Below are 15,706 nucleotides of genomic sequence, written 5' to 3'. Positions count from 1 at the left end.
TTTTGCATTTGAGGAGAATAGTTAGGAGTTATCCACTTTTATGCTATAATAAAGTAAAGTAGCAAGGAGCGTAAGAAATGGAAAAGAAAATTGTCCGAGATGTCTTATTCTTGTCGCAGGTATCGAAACCTGCAAGTCAGGAAGACCTTTATCTGGCTAAGGATTTGCAGGATACCCTGCTGGCTAATCGCGAGACCTGTGTCGGTCTGGCGGCCAATATGATTGGTGTGCAGAAGCGCGTGATTATCATTAATCTTGGCCTAGTTCCCATGGTCATGTTTAACCCTATTCTCCTTTCCTACAAAGAACCTTACGAGACCGAGGAAGGTTGTTTGTCCTTGACTGGGGTACGGCCAACGACTCGTTACGAAACGATTACGGTTTCCTATCGCGATAGCAAGTGGCAGGAGCAGATTATTACGCTGACAGGCTTTCCAGCTCAGATCTGCCAGCATGAACTGGATCATTTGGAAGGACGGATTATTTAGGAGGAACTCAGATGAAACGTATACTTTTTGAACTTATTTTTATTGCAACGACCTGGTATATCTTTTTACCGCCACTTAATCTTACCAGTTGGGAATTTATCTTTTTCCTATGTGTACATCTGGTGGTGATGGGAATTTTGTTTAGTTTCCGCAAGGATACCAATCTCCTCAAGACAGTTCACCTACGCCATGGTAAGGCTACCAACGAACTCAATCTAGAAGGGATTCATTTTAATAAATTAGGTGGAGGATTGTTGCTGGCTGCAGGCCTTATCTTTGCCCTTGCTGGTCTGGTAAGCCTAGTAACCTCTAGCTTTTTCCAAGCAAAAAATTATGCTAATGTGGTGTCTATCACAGAAAAAGATTTTAAAGATTTTCCTAAGAGTGATACCAGTAAGGTTCCAATCCTAGATCGGAGCACTGCAGAAAAGATTGGAGACCGTTATCTAGGCTCTCTGACGGATAAGGTCTCCCAGTACGTAGCAGCAGATACTTATACCCAGCTGACAGTTGGTGGCAAGCCCTATCGGGTGACACCTTTGGAATATGCCGACCCGATTAAATGGTTTAATAATCAGTCCAAGGGGATTGGCGAGTATATCAAGGTTGATATGGTGACAGGAAATGCGGAATTGGTAGATTTAAAAACACCGATGAAGTATTCGGACTCTGAGTATTTTAACCGAGACGTCAAACGCCATCTTCGGATCAAGTATCCGACCAAGATTTTTAAAACGCCATCCTTTGAGGTGGATGATGAAGGCAATCCCTTCTATGTAGCAACCGTTTATCAAAAACAGTTTGGTCTAGGAGTGCCTCGTCCTTCATCTGTTATTATCTTAGACGCCACCAATGGAGAAACTAAGGAATACAGCTTGGATGAAGTGCCAGAATGGGTGGATCGTGTATATCCAGCCGAAGAAACCATCGAGCAAATCAACTACAACGGCAAATATAAAGATGGCTTCTGGAATGCCTTGATTTCTAAGAAAAATGTTACCCAAACGACAGAGGGCTATAACTATCTTTCTATCGGAAATGACATTTATCTCTACACGGGTGTGACTTCAGCAAATGCTGACGAAAGTAATCTAGGATTTATCCTTGAAAACATGCGCACTGGTGAAATCACCAAGTACAATCTAGCTTCAGCAACCGAAGAATCTGCCCGTGCTTCAGCTGAAGGAGCGGTTCAGGAGAAGGCCTACAAGGCTACCTTCCCTATCCTAGTTAATCTCAATGACAAACCACTCTATATCATGGGCTTGAAGGACAATGCAGGCTTGGTCAAGGAGTATGCATTGGTCGATGCCGTGGAGTACCAAAACGTCATCGTAGCAACTACGGTAGATGAACTCCTTAACAAATATGCCAATAAAAATGACCTCGAGCTGGATAATGAAACGGTAGAAAACATTAAGGGAATCGTCTCAGACCTTAAATCAGCTGTCATCAAGGGGGATACCGTCTACTTCTTCAAAGTTGATGGTAAGATTTATAAGGTCAAGGCTTCGGTATCAGATGACCTTCCTTACCTCGAAAATGGTCAATCCTTCGAAGGTCAAGTTGGAAAAGATAACTATCTCAAAACATTTAAAGTCAAGTAAAAGAAACCTCGGTATGAACCGAGGTTTTAAAGATGAAATTCTTGGTTGTGGTTAAAAAATATGCTACACTAACAATATGAAAATTTTAATCCCAACAGCCAAAGAAATGAACACAAATCTTCCTAGTATAGTAGCGACTCCCTTGAGAAAAGAAAGTCAGGCAGTCCTTGACTCACTGGCTCGCTACTCAGCCAGTGAATTAGAGGGCTTTTATAAGGTATCTGCCGAGAAAGCAGCAGAAGAGTACGCTCATATTCAAGCTCTAAAAAATCACAGCGCTAAACATTATCCAGCCTTGAAACTCTTCGATGGTCTCATGTATCGCCACATCAAACGAGATGGTTTGACCGAGACTGAACAAGCCTATCTTGAAGATCATGTTCTGATTACCTCGGCTTTATACGGTGTTGTCCCAGCCTTGTCGCCCATGGCTCCTCACCGTTTGGACTTCTTGATGAAGTTAAAAGTAGATGGAAAAACCTTAAAGAGTCATTGGAAATCAGCCTACGACGAGGCCCTACAGGATGACGACTTGATATTCTCGCTCCTATCATCAGAGTTTGAAACCGTATTTTCTAAGGAAATCAGAGAAAAGATGGTGACCTTCAAATTTATGGAGGACAAGCGTGGTCAGTTGAAAATACACTCAACTATTTCAAAAAAAGCGCGGGGCGCCTTTCTGACGGCTCTAATAGAAGGCCAAGTCCAAACAGTTGACCAAGCTCGCAAGCTCCGCTTCGCCGGCTTTGACTACCAACCTGATTTATCAAGTGACTTAGAACTCGTCTTTGTGAAACAAGCATAAAACCAGCTCGAATGAGCTGGTTTTTGCTGGATTAGTTGATGGCTGCAAGAAGGTCGTCAGCTTGTTTAGCAAGTGATGAAGCAGTTGCTTCGTCTAGCACCAATTTTCCGTCTGCCCAAGCAGAGTCATTGACACGAGCGGCAGTAAAGTCACCAACAACTTGTGTACGGATAAATGGCAAGAGGTCTTTGTAAATAGCAAAGAGTTGATCGTGACCGGCATTGGCTACAGATGAGACAGTAACAAACTTGTCTTGGAGGGCAGAAGCACCACGTGTATCAGACAAGTCAAGGGCACGAGAGAGCCAGTCAAGCAAGTTTTTCACTGTTCCAGGGATAGAGAAGTTGTAGACTGGAGAGAAGATCCAGATTGCATCAGCAGCAAGGACTGCTTCACGAGCAGCAGCTACAGCTGGATGAGTTGGAGCTTCCAAATCTTGGCTGAAGAGAGGAACAGCTGAATAATCAAGATAGCTAACTTCCGCTTTTCCAGCAAGTGCTTTTTCAGCTTCAAGGGCCATTTGGTGGTTGAAAGAACCTTGGCGAAGTGAACCGACGATAAATAGTACTTTTTTAGACATGATGTGTCTCCTTTAGTTTAAAATTCAAAGAGCGAGCCCTTTTGTTACCATATATGTTACAACAAATGATACTAATTAGCAATAATTTTGCTCACAAATTTTTAAATTTTTTTAAAATGCGGATTAAATCTTCCTTTTCGCCATCTTCCAAGATACTAAAAGCATCTACAACAGAGTTAATATGATCAGGAAGAACCTCTTCAATTTTCCTGCGGCCTGCAGGTGTTAATTTCAGGAAAAAGGAACGGCGATCCTTGGGATCACAGGTTCTAGAAATCCATCCATCTCGAACCATATTTCGAATAACAACAGTCATGTTTCCAGAAGTGGCCAACATTTTTTCAATCAAATCCTGAATGCGCAGTTCTCCCTTGCTATAGAGAGTTTCCAGAACAGAAAATTGAGTTGGTGTTAATCCGTGTTCTTTAGCTGCCTTGGCTTCATAGGGTTTAAAAGTTCGTATGGCCTTATTGAGGACGATAGCCGTTTTTAAGTCTAATTGATTATCGGAAATTTGCTCTTTTAAATACTGTTTCATAAGGATATTTTATCAATAATGAGAGAGAAAAACAAGAACTTATATTTTATAGGAAATGATTCTCAGAATGTTTCTGTCATCACTTGTAATAAAGGAGGAGAGATGGTAAAATAGACGAGTGAAACTAAGACAGAAAAAAGCAAAAAATAAGCTACTTATACAATATGGAATCGGCATTTCTCTGGTACTGCTAGTCATGACCACTTCCTTTCTTTATCTGATATCACTCAGCATGGAACCCTATCAAGATGCTAGGGTTGAAGGAGAAAAACTGGCCAAGCAGTATGCAGAATTGGAAAAGGCAGATCAGGTTGATTTTTATAATGGACTAGAAGGTTATTACAGCGTTTTAGGACATAATAAAAAGCAAGAGGCCATTGCCGTACTGATTGAAAAGAATGAACATAAGATTTACGTTTATCAGCTTGATAAGGGGATTTCTCAAGACAAGGCAGCGACGATTTCGAGGGAAAAAGGAGCTAGCGATATTGACAAAGTCACCTTTGGTCGCTATCAGGATAAGCCGATTTGGGAAGTCAAGTCAGGAAACCAGTACTATCTGGTTGACTTTGAAACAGGAGCAGTGATCCAATAAGGAGGGCATATGAAACTATCCAAACGTGTACTAGAAATGGAAGAAAGCGTCACTCTAGCCAGTGATGCAAGAGCCAAAGCATTAAAAGCTCAGGGAAAGGATGTTCTTTTCTTAACCTTGGGACAGCCTGATTTTCATACTCCTGAAAACATTCAGGATGCAGCGGTAGAAGCGATTCGTGATGGACGTGCTTCCTTCTATACAGTTGCTTCAGGCTTACCAGAGTTAAAAGCGGCGGTTAATACCTATTTTGAACGCTACTATGGGTATTCCGTAGCGGTAAACGAGGTTACCTTTGCCACTGGTGCCAAGTTCTCTCTCTACACCTTCTTTATGGCTGTGGTCAATCCAGGTGATGAGGTCATTATCCCTACACCATACTGGGTCAGCTATGGAGATCAAGTCAAAATGGCAGAAGGAGTGCCAGTCTTTGTCCAGGCCAAGGAAGACAATCACTTTAAAGTAACATTAGAGCAGCTAGAAGCAGCCCGAACAGATAAGACCAAGGTCTTAGTTCTCAATTCGCCATCTAATCCGACCGGTATGATCTACTCTCGTGAGGAACTCTTGGCTATCGGAAATTGGGCTGTTGAACATGATGTCCTTATCCTAGCAGATGATATTTATGGTCGTTTGGTTTATAACGGGAACGAATTTGTTCCAATCTCTAGTCTGTCAGAAGCCATTCGCAAGCAAACCATCGTGATTAACGGTGTATCTAAGGCCTATGCCATGACTGGTTGGCGGGTAGGTTATGCTGTGGGAAATCCTGAAATTATAGCTGCTATGAGCAAACTAACAGGACAAACAACCTCTAACCTGACTGCCGTATCGCAATATGCTACCATTGAAGCCCTAACTGGGCCACAAGACTCTGTCGAAACCATGCGCCAGGCTTTTGAGGAACGTTTGAATACCATTTATCCTCTCTTGTGCCAAGTTCCAGGATTTGAAGTTGTCAAGCCTCAAGGAGCCTTCTATCTCTTCCCAAATGTTAAGAAAGCGATGGAGATGAAGGGTTATACAGATGTGACAGAGTTTACAACGGCTATTCTCGAAGAAGTCGGCCTTGCCTTGATTACAGGAGCTGGATTTGGAGCACCAGAAAATGTTCGTCTCAGCTATGCAACAGACTTGGATGCATTAAAAGAAGCTATTCGTCGCTTGCATCAATTTATGGAAAAATAAAACTCAAAATCTTCGCCTTTTTGACGAAGATTTTTTGTATCGAAAATCTCGCGATTTTTCTCTAGTAGAACCTAGCTATCGCAGTCTATTTATGGTAAAATAGTGGGTAATGATGTCTTCGGACAAGTTAAACGAAAAAAGGAAGATAGATTATGACAAAACGTGTAACAATTATCGAAGTAAAAGACTACGTTGATCAAGAAGTGACTATCGGAGCCTGGGTTGCCAACAAATCAGGAAAAGGAAAAATTGCCTTCTTGCAATTGCGTGACGGGACAGCCTTCTTCCAAGGTGTAGCCTTCAAACCAAACTTTGTAGAAAAATTTGGTGAAGAAGTGGGACTTGAGAAGTTTGATGTTATCAAACACTTGAGCCAAGAAACTTCAGTCTATGTGACAGGGATTGTCAAAGAAGATGAGCGTTCTAAGTTTGGCTATGAGCTCGATATCACAGATATCGAAGTCATCGGTGAATCTCAAGACTACCCAATCACACCAAAAGAACACGGAACAGACTTTTTGATGGACAACCGTCACTTGTGGCTTCGTTCTCGTAAGCAAGTGGCTGTTATGCAAATCCGTAACGCTATCATTTATGCAACGTATGAGTTCTTTGACAAGAACGGTTTTATGAAGTTTGATAGCCCAATTCTTTCAGGAAACGCAGCAGAAGATTCTACAGAACTTTTTGAAACAGATTACTTCGGAACGCCAGCCTACTTGAGTCAATCAGGTCAGCTTTACCTAGAAGCGGGAGCTATGGCTCTTGGTCGTGTCTTTGACTTTGGTCCAGTATTCCGTGCGGAGAAATCTAAGACTCGCCGTCACTTGACAGAGTTCTGGATGATGGATGCTGAGTACTCCTACTTGACACATGATGAGTCACTTGACTTGCAAGAAGCTTATGTAAAAGCTTTGCTCCAAGGTGTATTGGACCGTGCTCCCCAAGCCTTGGAAACATTGGAGCGTGATACAGAACTTTTGAAACGCTACATTGCTGAGCCATTTAAACGTATCACTTACGATCAAGCCATTGACCTCTTGCAAGAGCATGAAAACGATGAAGATGCTGACTACGAGCATTTGGAGCATGGAGATGACTTCGGTTCACCACATGAAACCTGGATTTCAAACCACTTTGGTGTGCCAACATTTGTCATGAACTACCCAGCAGCTATCAAGGCCTTCTACATGAAACCAGTTCCTGGAAATCCAGAGCGCGTGCTTTGTGCAGACTTGCTTGCACCAGAAGGCTATGGAGAAATCATCGGTGGTTCTATGCGTGAGGAAGACTACGATGCCCTTGTAGCTAAGATGGATGAACTTGGTATGGATCGTACAGAGTATGAATTCTACCTTGACCTTCGTAAATACGGTACAGTACCACACGGTGGATTTGGTATCGGTATCGAGCGTATGGTAACTTTCGCAGCAGGTACAAAACACATCCGTGAAGCGATTCCATTCCCACGTATGTTGCACCGTATCAAACCATAAAATAAATCAAAACGCCCTAGGGGCGTTTTTTCAAAGTAGAAGAAAGAAGAGGTGGAGAACATGTAAAGCACAGCTTAACAAGTGACAAACACAAAGATACAAATACACTTGTTAAAGGAGAAACTATGTTTAAACGAAATTATCGGAAGAATATCGGTCTCATGGCTGGTGTGGAATTTTTTGCCTTTCTGGGCATTACCAGCTTTTGGATTCTATTTCTCAGTCAAAACGGGATGTCGCTTTGGCAGATTGGCTTATTGGAAAGTATTTTTCATGCTACCAGTGTCATCTGTGAAATTCCCTCTGGAATGTTAGCTGACCGCTATTCCTATAAAACCAATCTATATTTAAGTCGAATAGCTGGAATCGCGTCGTCTATTCTCATGTTACTAGGACAAGGTAATTTTTGGATTTACGCACTCGCTATGGTGGTGAGTGCCTTGTCTTATAATTTTGATTCGGGGACGAGTGCAGCTATGGTTTATGATTCGGCCGTGGAGGCTGGATTAAAAGAGCGCTACTTGTCTATCTCCAGTTTTATGTCAGGAGTAGCAGAAGGAACTCGGTCTTTGGGGACCGTTTTAGCGGGGTTTTTTGTCCATGGTCAATTGCATTTGACCTACTATATCATGATTGCCACTTCTATAATCGTTCTTTTCCTAACTTGGATGCTAAAAGAGCCTAGTGTTAAAGCACAAAAGTCTGAGCGTCTGACAATGAAAAAAATAATCTGGACTGTCAAAGAGGAGTTGCGGAGAAACCCCAGTCTTTTTAGTTGGATGATTCTTTCCCAAATCATCGGGACACTGATGTGCATGTTTTATTTTTACTATCAAAATCAACTGCCTGACTTAGAAGGGTGGCAGATTTCGATAGTCATGCTGATCGGCAGTGTTTTGAATATCTGGGCAGTTTATCTAGCAAGTAAGATTGGAAAGAGGTATTCAGCCTTAAAACTCTTTCCAATTCTTGTACTCTTGACGGGAGGAACTTATTTGCTTTCCTATTTTGGTACGCCACTGATTTACATTTTGATTTATTGGCTCAGTAACGCCTTATATGCCCTCTTTCAGCCGATTTTTGATAATGATTTACAAAAGCGACTCCCAAGCGAGGTACGGGCAACCATGCTAAGTGTCTACTCTATGATGTTCAGCCTAAGTATGATCATCATTTTTCCTCTGACGGGATGGTTGATTGACTATCTAGGATTTGTAGTAGCCTTCCTTTACTTAGGGCTCGTTTTAGTGCTAGCCAGCTTTTTGCTATTTTTCATTTTGAAAGAGATGGCCAGAGCTTTGGAACTCAAAGAGGATGTTATTTCTAAGTAATAAAGTTATTTTTTCACTTTTATCTTTTTTACTTGCTATCTGTCAGTTTTTCTAGTATAATGGTTTATTGTGAGCGAACCTCACTTACCCCTTGCAAAGACTGGGGGTCATTAGACCAAAAGGAGGAACATATCAATGGCTAAATACGAAATTCTTTATATCATTCGTCCAAACATTGAAGAAGAAGCGAAAAACGCTTTGGTAGCACGTTTTGACTCTATCTTGACTGACAACGGTGCAACTGTTGTTGAATCAAAAGATTGGGAAAAACGTCGTCTTGCATACGAAATCCAAGATTTCCGTGAAGGACTTTACCACATCGTTAACGTTGAAGCAAACGATGACGTAGCTCTTAAAGAGTTTGACCGTCTTTCAAAAATCAACGCTGACATTCTTCGTCACATGATCGTCAAACTTGACGCGTAAGAAGGTAGATTATGATTAACAATGTTGTACTTGTAGGGCGTATGACGCGTGACGCTGAGTTGCGTTATACCCCATCAAATGTAGCAGTTGCGACTTTTACTCTTGCAGTAAACCGTACATTTAAGAGTCAAAATGGCGAACGTGAGGCTGATTTTATCAATGTCGTTATGTGGCGTCAACAGGCTGAAAATCTTGCTAACTGGGCTAAAAAAGGCTCTCTTATCGGGATCACAGGTCGTATCCAGACTCGTAGTTACGATAACCAGCAAGGACAACGTGTTTACGTAACAGAAGTCGTGGCGGATAATTTCCAAATGTTGGAAAGCCGCGGAGTGCGCGAAGGACATTCAGGTGGAGCTTATTCTGCACCAACTGCTGGTCAATCAGCACCTGCAAACCCAGTACCAGACTTTTCACGTTCTGAAAATCCATTTGGAGCAACAAATCCATTGGACATTTCAGATGATGATTTACCATTCTAATGGACAATTAATACTATAAAGGAGAAAAAACATGGCTCAACAACGTCGTGGCGGATTCAAACGCCGTAAAAAAGTTGATTACATCGCAGCAAACAAAATTGAATATGTTGATTACAAAGATACTGAGCTTCTTAGCCGTTTCGTTTCAGAACGTGGGAAAATCCTTCCTCGTCGTGTAACAGGAACTTCAGCTAAAAACCAACGTAAAGTAACAACAGCTATCAAACGCGCTCGCGTAATGGCTTTGATGCCTTTCGTAAACGAAGATTAAAGAAAAGACCCTTACGGGTCTTTTTTTCACGAGCATGGAAATGAGAGAGCGAGTTGAGGTCCAGTGGACCTCTTTTTCATGAGCTCGGAAACAAGAAAGCGAATTAAGACCCTTACGGGTCTTTTTTTACGAGCATGGAAATGAGAGAGCGAGTTGGGTCCGGGTGAACCTCTTTTCATGAGTTTGAAAATAAGAAAGCGAATTAAGATTCTTACTGTGAACAATCAAAAGCAGATATTTCTGGGCCTAGTAGGATTCTATTTTTAGTTTGCTAGGTCTTTCTTTTTCTTTTTATCTCTATTATCTCTATTATCGTGCTATAATAGTGGAAGAAGGTTTTTAAGGAGTACCTTATGGAAACAACGTGTCTGATTAGAAAAATGCAAACATCTGATGTTAAAGAACTATCCCAAGGTTTTATCAATCAAGGTTGGCCGGGGAGAGAAGAAATTTTGGCTAGGTATTTTCTTGAACAAGAATGTGGGGAGAGAGAAGTCTTAGTTGCAGAGGTTGGGGGTGCTTTAGCGGGTTATATCACAATTTTGCCCTGCGCTAAGCAGGGGCCTTTTGCAGAAATCTATCCAGAACTCTCAGATTTCAATGTCTTTGAGCCCTTTCAAAATCAAGGTATTGGAAATCTCTTGATGGAAGAAGCGGAAAAACGAGTTAAGCTCATATCGGATAAGGTGACCCTTGGTGTTGGGCTCCATTCAGGATATGGATCTGCTCAACGCCTATATGTAAAAAGAGGCTATCTACCTGATGGTTCAGGGGTTTGGTATCGGAACCATCCAGTGGCGATGAATGCTACTTGTGAAGATATCGGTGACCTTGTTTTATATCTGTCAAAAGATTTGATTTAAGATAGATCTTATAAAGTTTAACTTTAAAATAGCAAGAAGTCGTAAATCCCTTTTTCATTAGAGAGGGATTTTTCGTATTAGAAAAAGAGATACATTCTATGAAACGCTAAAATATAATTATCTGAATTATTAAGAAAAAATAAATATTTAGATAATGGTAAGTTTTAGAATGTTTTAAAAATACTTCGCTCAAAAAAATTTTAAGAAAACTTTAAGGTATAAGGTTTACAAGCTGTAAATTACAGCGTTACAGAAATATTACATTTTATTAAAATTAAATTAAATGCAATAATATACTTAGAAAAATTTGACATATAAATTAATTGACGGTAAAATAATTAAGATAATCAAATTAATTGATTTGCGCAACAATTCGATATAAAGATTAATCTGATGTGTCAAATTTTATTATAGTAGAAGGATACCATAATGAAGAAATTGAAAGTGATGGTTGTTTTTGGGACACGACCAGAAGCTATTAAAATGGCCCCTTTAGTGTTGGAATTGCAAAAACATAGTGACAGTATTGAGACGATTACAGTTGTGACAGCTCAGCACCGTCAAATGCTAGATCAAGTTCTTGAAACGTTTAGCATCAAGCCGCATTATGACCTGGATATTATGGGGCAAAATCAATCCCTCTTAGATATTACTGGAAAAATTTTAGAAAAGTTTGATCCAATTGTTAAGCAAGAACGTCCAGATATGATTCTTGTTCATGGAGATACAACGACAACTTTTGTAGCAAGTTTAGTTGCTTTCTATAATCAGGTACGTATCGGCCACGTTGAAGCTGGTCTAAGGACCTTTGATAAGTATTCTCCCTTCCCAGAAGAAATGAATCGTCAGATGACAGATAACCTTGCGGATCTCTATTTTGCTCCAACTAGTGAGAGTAAAGAAAATCTACTCAAGGAAAATCATCCTGAGTCTGCTATTGTCATTACGGGAAATACAGCCATTGATGCCTTGAAACTAACCGTTCAATCGGATTACTATCATGAAGTTCTAGATCAATTGGATACAGATAAGAAACTTGTATTGGTAACCATGCACCGTCGTGAGAATCAAGGTCAACCAATGAGAAATGTCTTTACAGCTTTACGTGAGATGGTCGATCTTCATCAGGAAATTGAAGTTGTTTATCCTGTTCACCTTAGCCCTGCTGTGCAAGAAACAGCAAACGATATCTTAGCTGGTCATGATCGTATTCACTTGATTGAGCCTTTAGATGTACTTGATTTTCATAATTTGGCTTCAAGAAGCTATTTTATCATGACTGACTCTGGAGGTGTTCAGGAAGAGGCGCCTTCTCTCGGCAAACCTGTCCTTGTCCTTCGTGACACGACGGAACGTCCAGAAGGAGTAAGAGCAGGTACTTTGAAGCTAGTTGGTACGGATCCAGTACGTGTGAAAGAAGCAATGACAGCTCTCTTAACAGATGGAGCTCTTTATATACAAATGTCCCAGGCACCGAATCCTTATGGAGATGGAAGAGCCTCTGAACGAATCGTCCAATCCATTCAACAGTACTTTGGTGCAGCGACTTCTGTATCTGAATTCAAAGGGGGGAAATAAGATAACATGAAAAATTGGAGTCAATTTAAAAACTGGCTTATGGCTTTGCTTGCTTGTGAGGCCATTCTTTTGGTGCTTTGTTTTTTGTATGCTCGAGCAATCATTTTAGAACAAATCTTGTTTTTAGCTTTAGCCTTGTTTGCAGTGTTGGTATTATCTGACCTTTTGCTTACTTGGACCCTTATCTTAACATTTGGGCTTGGACTTATCGTTTTGGTGGCGGGTGTGGTTTATATCCCAATCATTCAACTGGTCTTCTTATTAATCAGTTTTCCTCTTTTGATTGGGATTCTACTTAAGGTTCGTTATTATTTCTTCAAGGTGGCCTCAAAGGTACAAGAACAGGAGGACGCAGCTCGAGCAGATTACCATGCTATGGTAACTGAACAAAGTGATGTGACGGTACAGTCCTTATTGATTCATTGGGCGCATGAAGATTTGTTCTTCCAGATTAAACCGAAAGAACATAATCTGATGCTCAGTCGCATTCAAGAGGTAATTTCTCAGGAATTGAGTTACAACGATAAACTCTATTACGTTTCAAATGGGAATTTTCTTGTTTTATCTAATAGTAGTCAAGATTCTTTGAAGCAACTCTATTTGAATGGTTTGCAGGAGAAACTAGGCAGTTTAGTTTTTCATGGAGAAGATGGAAACCAAGGAATTCAATTTCAAACAGGTTACTTGATGATTAACTCTGATAATAAAGATAAATACCAAAACTACTCGGATGTTGCCAGTAATCTCAAGCGTCAATTAGAGACAGATGTAATTGTAGAATATTAGGAGGGAAACATGACTCTAACCAATATATTTTTTGGCATTGCTTTGGGACTCAGTCTCACCTTTGGCATTTGTTTTATTATACTATTTATTGCATACAATATTCTCTACCATCGAGTGAACAAAAATTTTAAGGCGGTGAATCATGATTAGTCAAATGTTAATGATTTTTACCTTGCTTACAATTTGGATTTCTCTAGCTTGGGGCTTGGTAATTCTCTTTTCAGCTGTTCACTTTTGGTTTAAACACAGTGATTTTCGTGTGGATACCTCGCCACTACCTTATTACCCTAAGGTTACTATTGTTGTTCCTGCTCATAATGAGGATGTGGTTATTGCCCAGACGGCAAAAGCTATCTTGGATATGAATTACCCTCACGATCGTGTGGAGTTGCTTCTATTTGCGGATAACTGTTCGGACAACACCTATGCAGAGTGTTTGTCTGTACAAGCTCTGCCTGAATATGTAGGAAGAAATCTGACTATTATCGACCGTACTGGTACGGGAGGAAAAGCAGGCGTTCTAAACGATGCCTTAGAGATGGCAACGGGTGAATATATCTGTGTTTATGATGCAGATGCCATGCCTGAAAAAAATGCCCTTTATTTCCTTGTCAAAGAAGTGATAAAGGACCCAGAACGCCACGTGGCATCTTTCGGTCGCAACAAGACTCGAAATGCCAATCAAAATTTTTTGACTCGTTGTATCAACCAAGAAATCGTTGTTACCCAGCGGGTGCACCATGTTGGGATGTGGCATCTCTTTAAAATTGGTCGTATCCCAGGAACCAACTTTATCATTCAAACCGACTTTGTAAAGAGTATCGGTGGTTGGAAAAATGGTGCCTTGACTGAGGATACCGATATTTCTTTTAAAATCATGCAGAGTGGTAAATTGATCGCCCTTGCTTATAACTCAGAGGCTTTCCAACAAGAACCTGAAACCTTAAAGAGTTACTATATGCAACGAAAACGTTGGGCTAAAGGAAACTACGAAGTTGTTCTCTCAAATTTTAAGCATTTATTTGGCAGAGCAAACTGGCGCGTTAAACTAGAAGTCTTTAACTATTCTTGTGTTTTCTTTTGGTTTAACTTTGCCATTGTCCTATCGGATTTGATTTTCCTAGCGAATGTGCTAGCGATCTGTCTTAATCTTTTCTTCCCAGATGTCAGAATTCCATTTGCTTTTGATGCGGATAATATCTACATCGCCCAGCTCATGCTCTTCAACTGAATTCTCATGATTGGTCTCTATTTGATGCAAATTATGACGGCATTAGCAAGTCAGTTTGGACAAGCGACGACAAAACAAATCTGGTTAGCCTTGGTAGCCTATTTCTCTTACGCACAGATGTTTATCGTTGTATCCATTGATTCCATTTCTTCAATCGTTCTGGACAAGGTACTCCGACGAAAAGAAACCAAGTGGGTTAAAACCAAGCGATTTGCAGGATAGGAGGATTTATGAAAACGAATAAATTAAAATATGTATGGTTTGTGCTCATCCTTTCTATCTTTTGTTTAACCTTGTTTTTAGCAAGAGGAAGGAGTAAAGTCGAGATGCGCAATCGTATTTACCACCAATGGAGCCAACAGTTTCTTGTGACTAAGGGAAATCAGTCCTATGTCCGTACGACGAATGATTCTGAGGAGACAACAGTTCTATCAGAAGCTCAAAGTTACGGCATGCTCATAACAGTTTTAGCTGCCCAAAAAGGGCAAGCAAGTCAAGCAGATTTTGATAGTCTTTATAGTTATTACCAAAATCATCGTATTGAGGGGACGCAGTTGATGTCTTGGAAGCAAGTGATCAAAAATGAGAGTGAAACGGTTGAGAAGCAAAACGCAACTGATGGAGATCTCTATATCGCTTATTCTTTAATTGAAGCTGCCAAACAGTGGCCAGATAAAGCACAGGAATACCAAGAGCAAGCTAAAAAGATCTTGGCTGATATCCTTCAATACAATTACAACGATCAGACAGGTGTTCTGACAGTAGGGAACTGGGCCAACAAGGATTCCGATTACTATTACTTGATGCGAACGTCTGATACTCTTCCTCACTATTTCCAGTCTTTTTATGACCTGACTGGAAACAAACAGTGGTTAGATGTTAAGGATAAGATGCTTGGGCAATTGGAGCAAATCAGTTCTCATTCTGATACGGGTCTCTTGCCAGACTTTATCTGGGCTGAGAAGTCAGGGGTACGTCTTGTTGATGCCAACACTATCGAATCTCAGTATGATGGAGCGTATTCTTATAACGCTTGTCGTTTGCCATATCACTTGTCACAGAGTCAGGATGAAAGAAGCCAAAAACTCGTTCAAAAGATGATGGATTTCTTTATGAAAGAGCAACGTATTTATGCTGGTTATGACTTGAATGGAACGGCCCTCAATCAATACCAGGCAGGTAGTTTTTTGGCACCGATTACCTATGCATCTGACAAGGGAGAAGGTTATCTGAAACTTCTTCAGCAAAATAAATACATTTTTACACAAGATTTATCTTTGGACAACTACTATGATGCAACAATGATTACCATGATTGCTCTAGAGATGTTCTAGAATGAAAAGAGAGGGCTAGTTATACTGGCTCTCTTTTTGATAGGATTTTCATCTTTTTTCAAAAAAGGAATTTCATCAGCTTTATGGTATAATGGAAAGAGTGATGG

At 40.5% G+C, this 15,706-nt stretch carries 16 protein-coding genes and 1 pseudogene; 15 read left to right on the top strand and 2 right to left on the bottom strand.

Annotated features, from left to right (window positions below):
- Nucleotides 1-77 precede the first annotated feature (77 nt).
- The 3 genes from ATE34_RS06340 (at nt 78) to yaaA (ending at nt 2,900) form a co-directional block, all read left to right on the top strand.
- A complete protein-coding gene (locus tag ATE34_RS06340) occupies nt 78-488 on the top strand; it encodes a peptide deformylase (protein ID WP_084911367.1) in 411 nt (136 codons plus the stop codon).
- Nucleotides 489-499: 11 nt separating this feature from the next.
- Entirely contained in the window at nt 500-2,095 is a 1,596-nt protein-coding gene (locus ATE34_RS06335) for a hypothetical protein (RefSeq protein ID WP_084911366.1), read from the top strand.
- Between the two features lie 76 nt (nt 2,096-2,171).
- Nucleotides 2,172-2,900 carry a peroxide stress protein YaaA gene (gene yaaA / locus ATE34_RS06330; protein WP_084911365.1) on the top strand — a complete coding sequence of 243 codons (729 nt, stop codon included), beginning with the start codon at nt 2,172-2,174 and terminating at the stop codon, nt 2,898-2,900.
- 31 nt (nt 2,901-2,931) lie between these two features.
- On the opposite strand, the gene ATE34_RS06325 is transcribed toward yaaA, so the two are convergent.
- A complete protein-coding gene (locus tag ATE34_RS06325) occupies nt 2,932-3,480 on the bottom strand; it encodes an NADPH-dependent FMN reductase (protein ID WP_084911364.1) in 549 nt (182 codons plus the stop codon).
- A 91-nt stretch (nt 3,481-3,571) separates the two neighbouring features.
- Complete coding sequence (locus ATE34_RS06320) at nt 3,572-4,018, bottom strand: MarR family winged helix-turn-helix transcriptional regulator (protein ID WP_000816322.1); 447 nt, start codon at nt 4,016-4,018, stop codon at nt 3,572-3,574.
- A 118-nt stretch (nt 4,019-4,136) separates the two neighbouring features.
- Here ATE34_RS06320 and ATE34_RS06315 point away from each other — a divergent pair, with 118 nt between their 5' ends.
- The 12 genes and pseudogenes from ATE34_RS06315 to ATE34_RS06260 all read left to right on the top strand — a co-directional run bounded on the left by ATE34_RS06315 (nt 4,137) and on the right by ATE34_RS06260 (nt 15,599).
- The gene (locus tag ATE34_RS06315; protein WP_084911363.1) at nt 4,137-4,613 is read left to right on the top strand and encodes a cell wall elongation regulator TseB-like domain-containing protein; all 477 of its coding nucleotides are present in this window, start codon (nt 4,137-4,139) and stop codon (nt 4,611-4,613) included.
- Nucleotides 4,614-4,622: 9 nt separating this feature from the next.
- Complete coding sequence (locus ATE34_RS06310) at nt 4,623-5,801, top strand: pyridoxal phosphate-dependent aminotransferase (RefSeq protein ID WP_084911362.1); 1,179 nt, start codon at nt 4,623-4,625, stop codon at nt 5,799-5,801.
- A 152-nt stretch (nt 5,802-5,953) separates the two neighbouring features.
- The gene (asnS, locus tag ATE34_RS06305) at nt 5,954-7,297 is read left to right on the top strand and encodes an asparagine--tRNA ligase (RefSeq protein WP_084911361.1); all 1,344 of its coding nucleotides are present in this window, start codon (nt 5,954-5,956) and stop codon (nt 7,295-7,297) included.
- A gap of 125 nt (nt 7,298-7,422) precedes the next feature.
- A complete protein-coding gene (locus ATE34_RS06300) occupies nt 7,423-8,628 on the top strand; it encodes an MFS transporter (RefSeq protein ID WP_084911360.1) in 1,206 nt (401 codons plus the stop codon).
- Between the two features lie 135 nt (nt 8,629-8,763).
- Nucleotides 8,764-9,054 carry a 30S ribosomal protein S6 gene (rpsF, locus tag ATE34_RS06295; RefSeq protein ID WP_001151775.1) on the top strand — a complete coding sequence of 97 codons (291 nt, stop codon included), beginning with the start codon at nt 8,764-8,766 and terminating at the stop codon, nt 9,052-9,054.
- An 11-nt stretch (nt 9,055-9,065) separates the two neighbouring features.
- Nucleotides 9,066-9,536 (top strand): single-stranded DNA-binding protein SsbA, encoded by a 471-nt coding sequence (gene ssbA / locus ATE34_RS06290; protein WP_000609592.1) that lies wholly within the window; start codon nt 9,066-9,068, stop codon nt 9,534-9,536.
- Nucleotides 9,537-9,567: 31 nt separating this feature from the next.
- Complete coding sequence (gene rpsR, locus ATE34_RS06285; RefSeq protein WP_000068664.1) at nt 9,568-9,807, top strand: 30S ribosomal protein S18; 240 nt, start codon at nt 9,568-9,570, stop codon at nt 9,805-9,807.
- A gap of 353 nt (nt 9,808-10,160) precedes the next feature.
- Nucleotides 10,161-10,670 carry a GNAT family N-acetyltransferase gene (locus tag ATE34_RS06280; protein ID WP_084911359.1) on the top strand — a complete coding sequence of 170 codons (510 nt, stop codon included), beginning with the start codon at nt 10,161-10,163 and terminating at the stop codon, nt 10,668-10,670.
- Between the two features lie 429 nt (nt 10,671-11,099).
- Nucleotides 11,100-12,248, top strand: a complete 1,149-nt coding sequence (gene wecB, locus ATE34_RS06275; RefSeq protein ID WP_084911358.1) for a non-hydrolyzing UDP-N-acetylglucosamine 2-epimerase — start codon at nt 11,100-11,102, stop codon at nt 12,246-12,248.
- 6 nt (nt 12,249-12,254) lie between these two features.
- Entirely contained in the window at nt 12,255-13,034 is a 780-nt protein-coding gene (locus ATE34_RS06270) for a hypothetical protein (protein WP_084911357.1), read from the top strand.
- A gap of 142 nt (nt 13,035-13,176) precedes the next feature.
- Nucleotides 13,177-14,487, top strand: a pseudogene (locus ATE34_RS06265) (glycosyltransferase family 2 protein).
- A gap of 8 nt (nt 14,488-14,495) precedes the next feature.
- A complete protein-coding gene (locus tag ATE34_RS06260; RefSeq protein WP_084911356.1) occupies nt 14,496-15,599 on the top strand; it encodes a glycosyl hydrolase family 8 in 1,104 nt (367 codons plus the stop codon).
- Nucleotides 15,600-15,706: the final 107 nt, after the last annotated feature.

Source organism: Streptococcus oralis subsp. tigurinus, assembly GCF_002093545.1.
GTDB lineage: Bacteria > Bacillota > Bacilli > Lactobacillales > Streptococcaceae > Streptococcus > Streptococcus oralis_C.
Note: the sequence above shows the minus strand (reverse complement) of the source record. Positions and strands in the feature narration are given on the sequence as shown.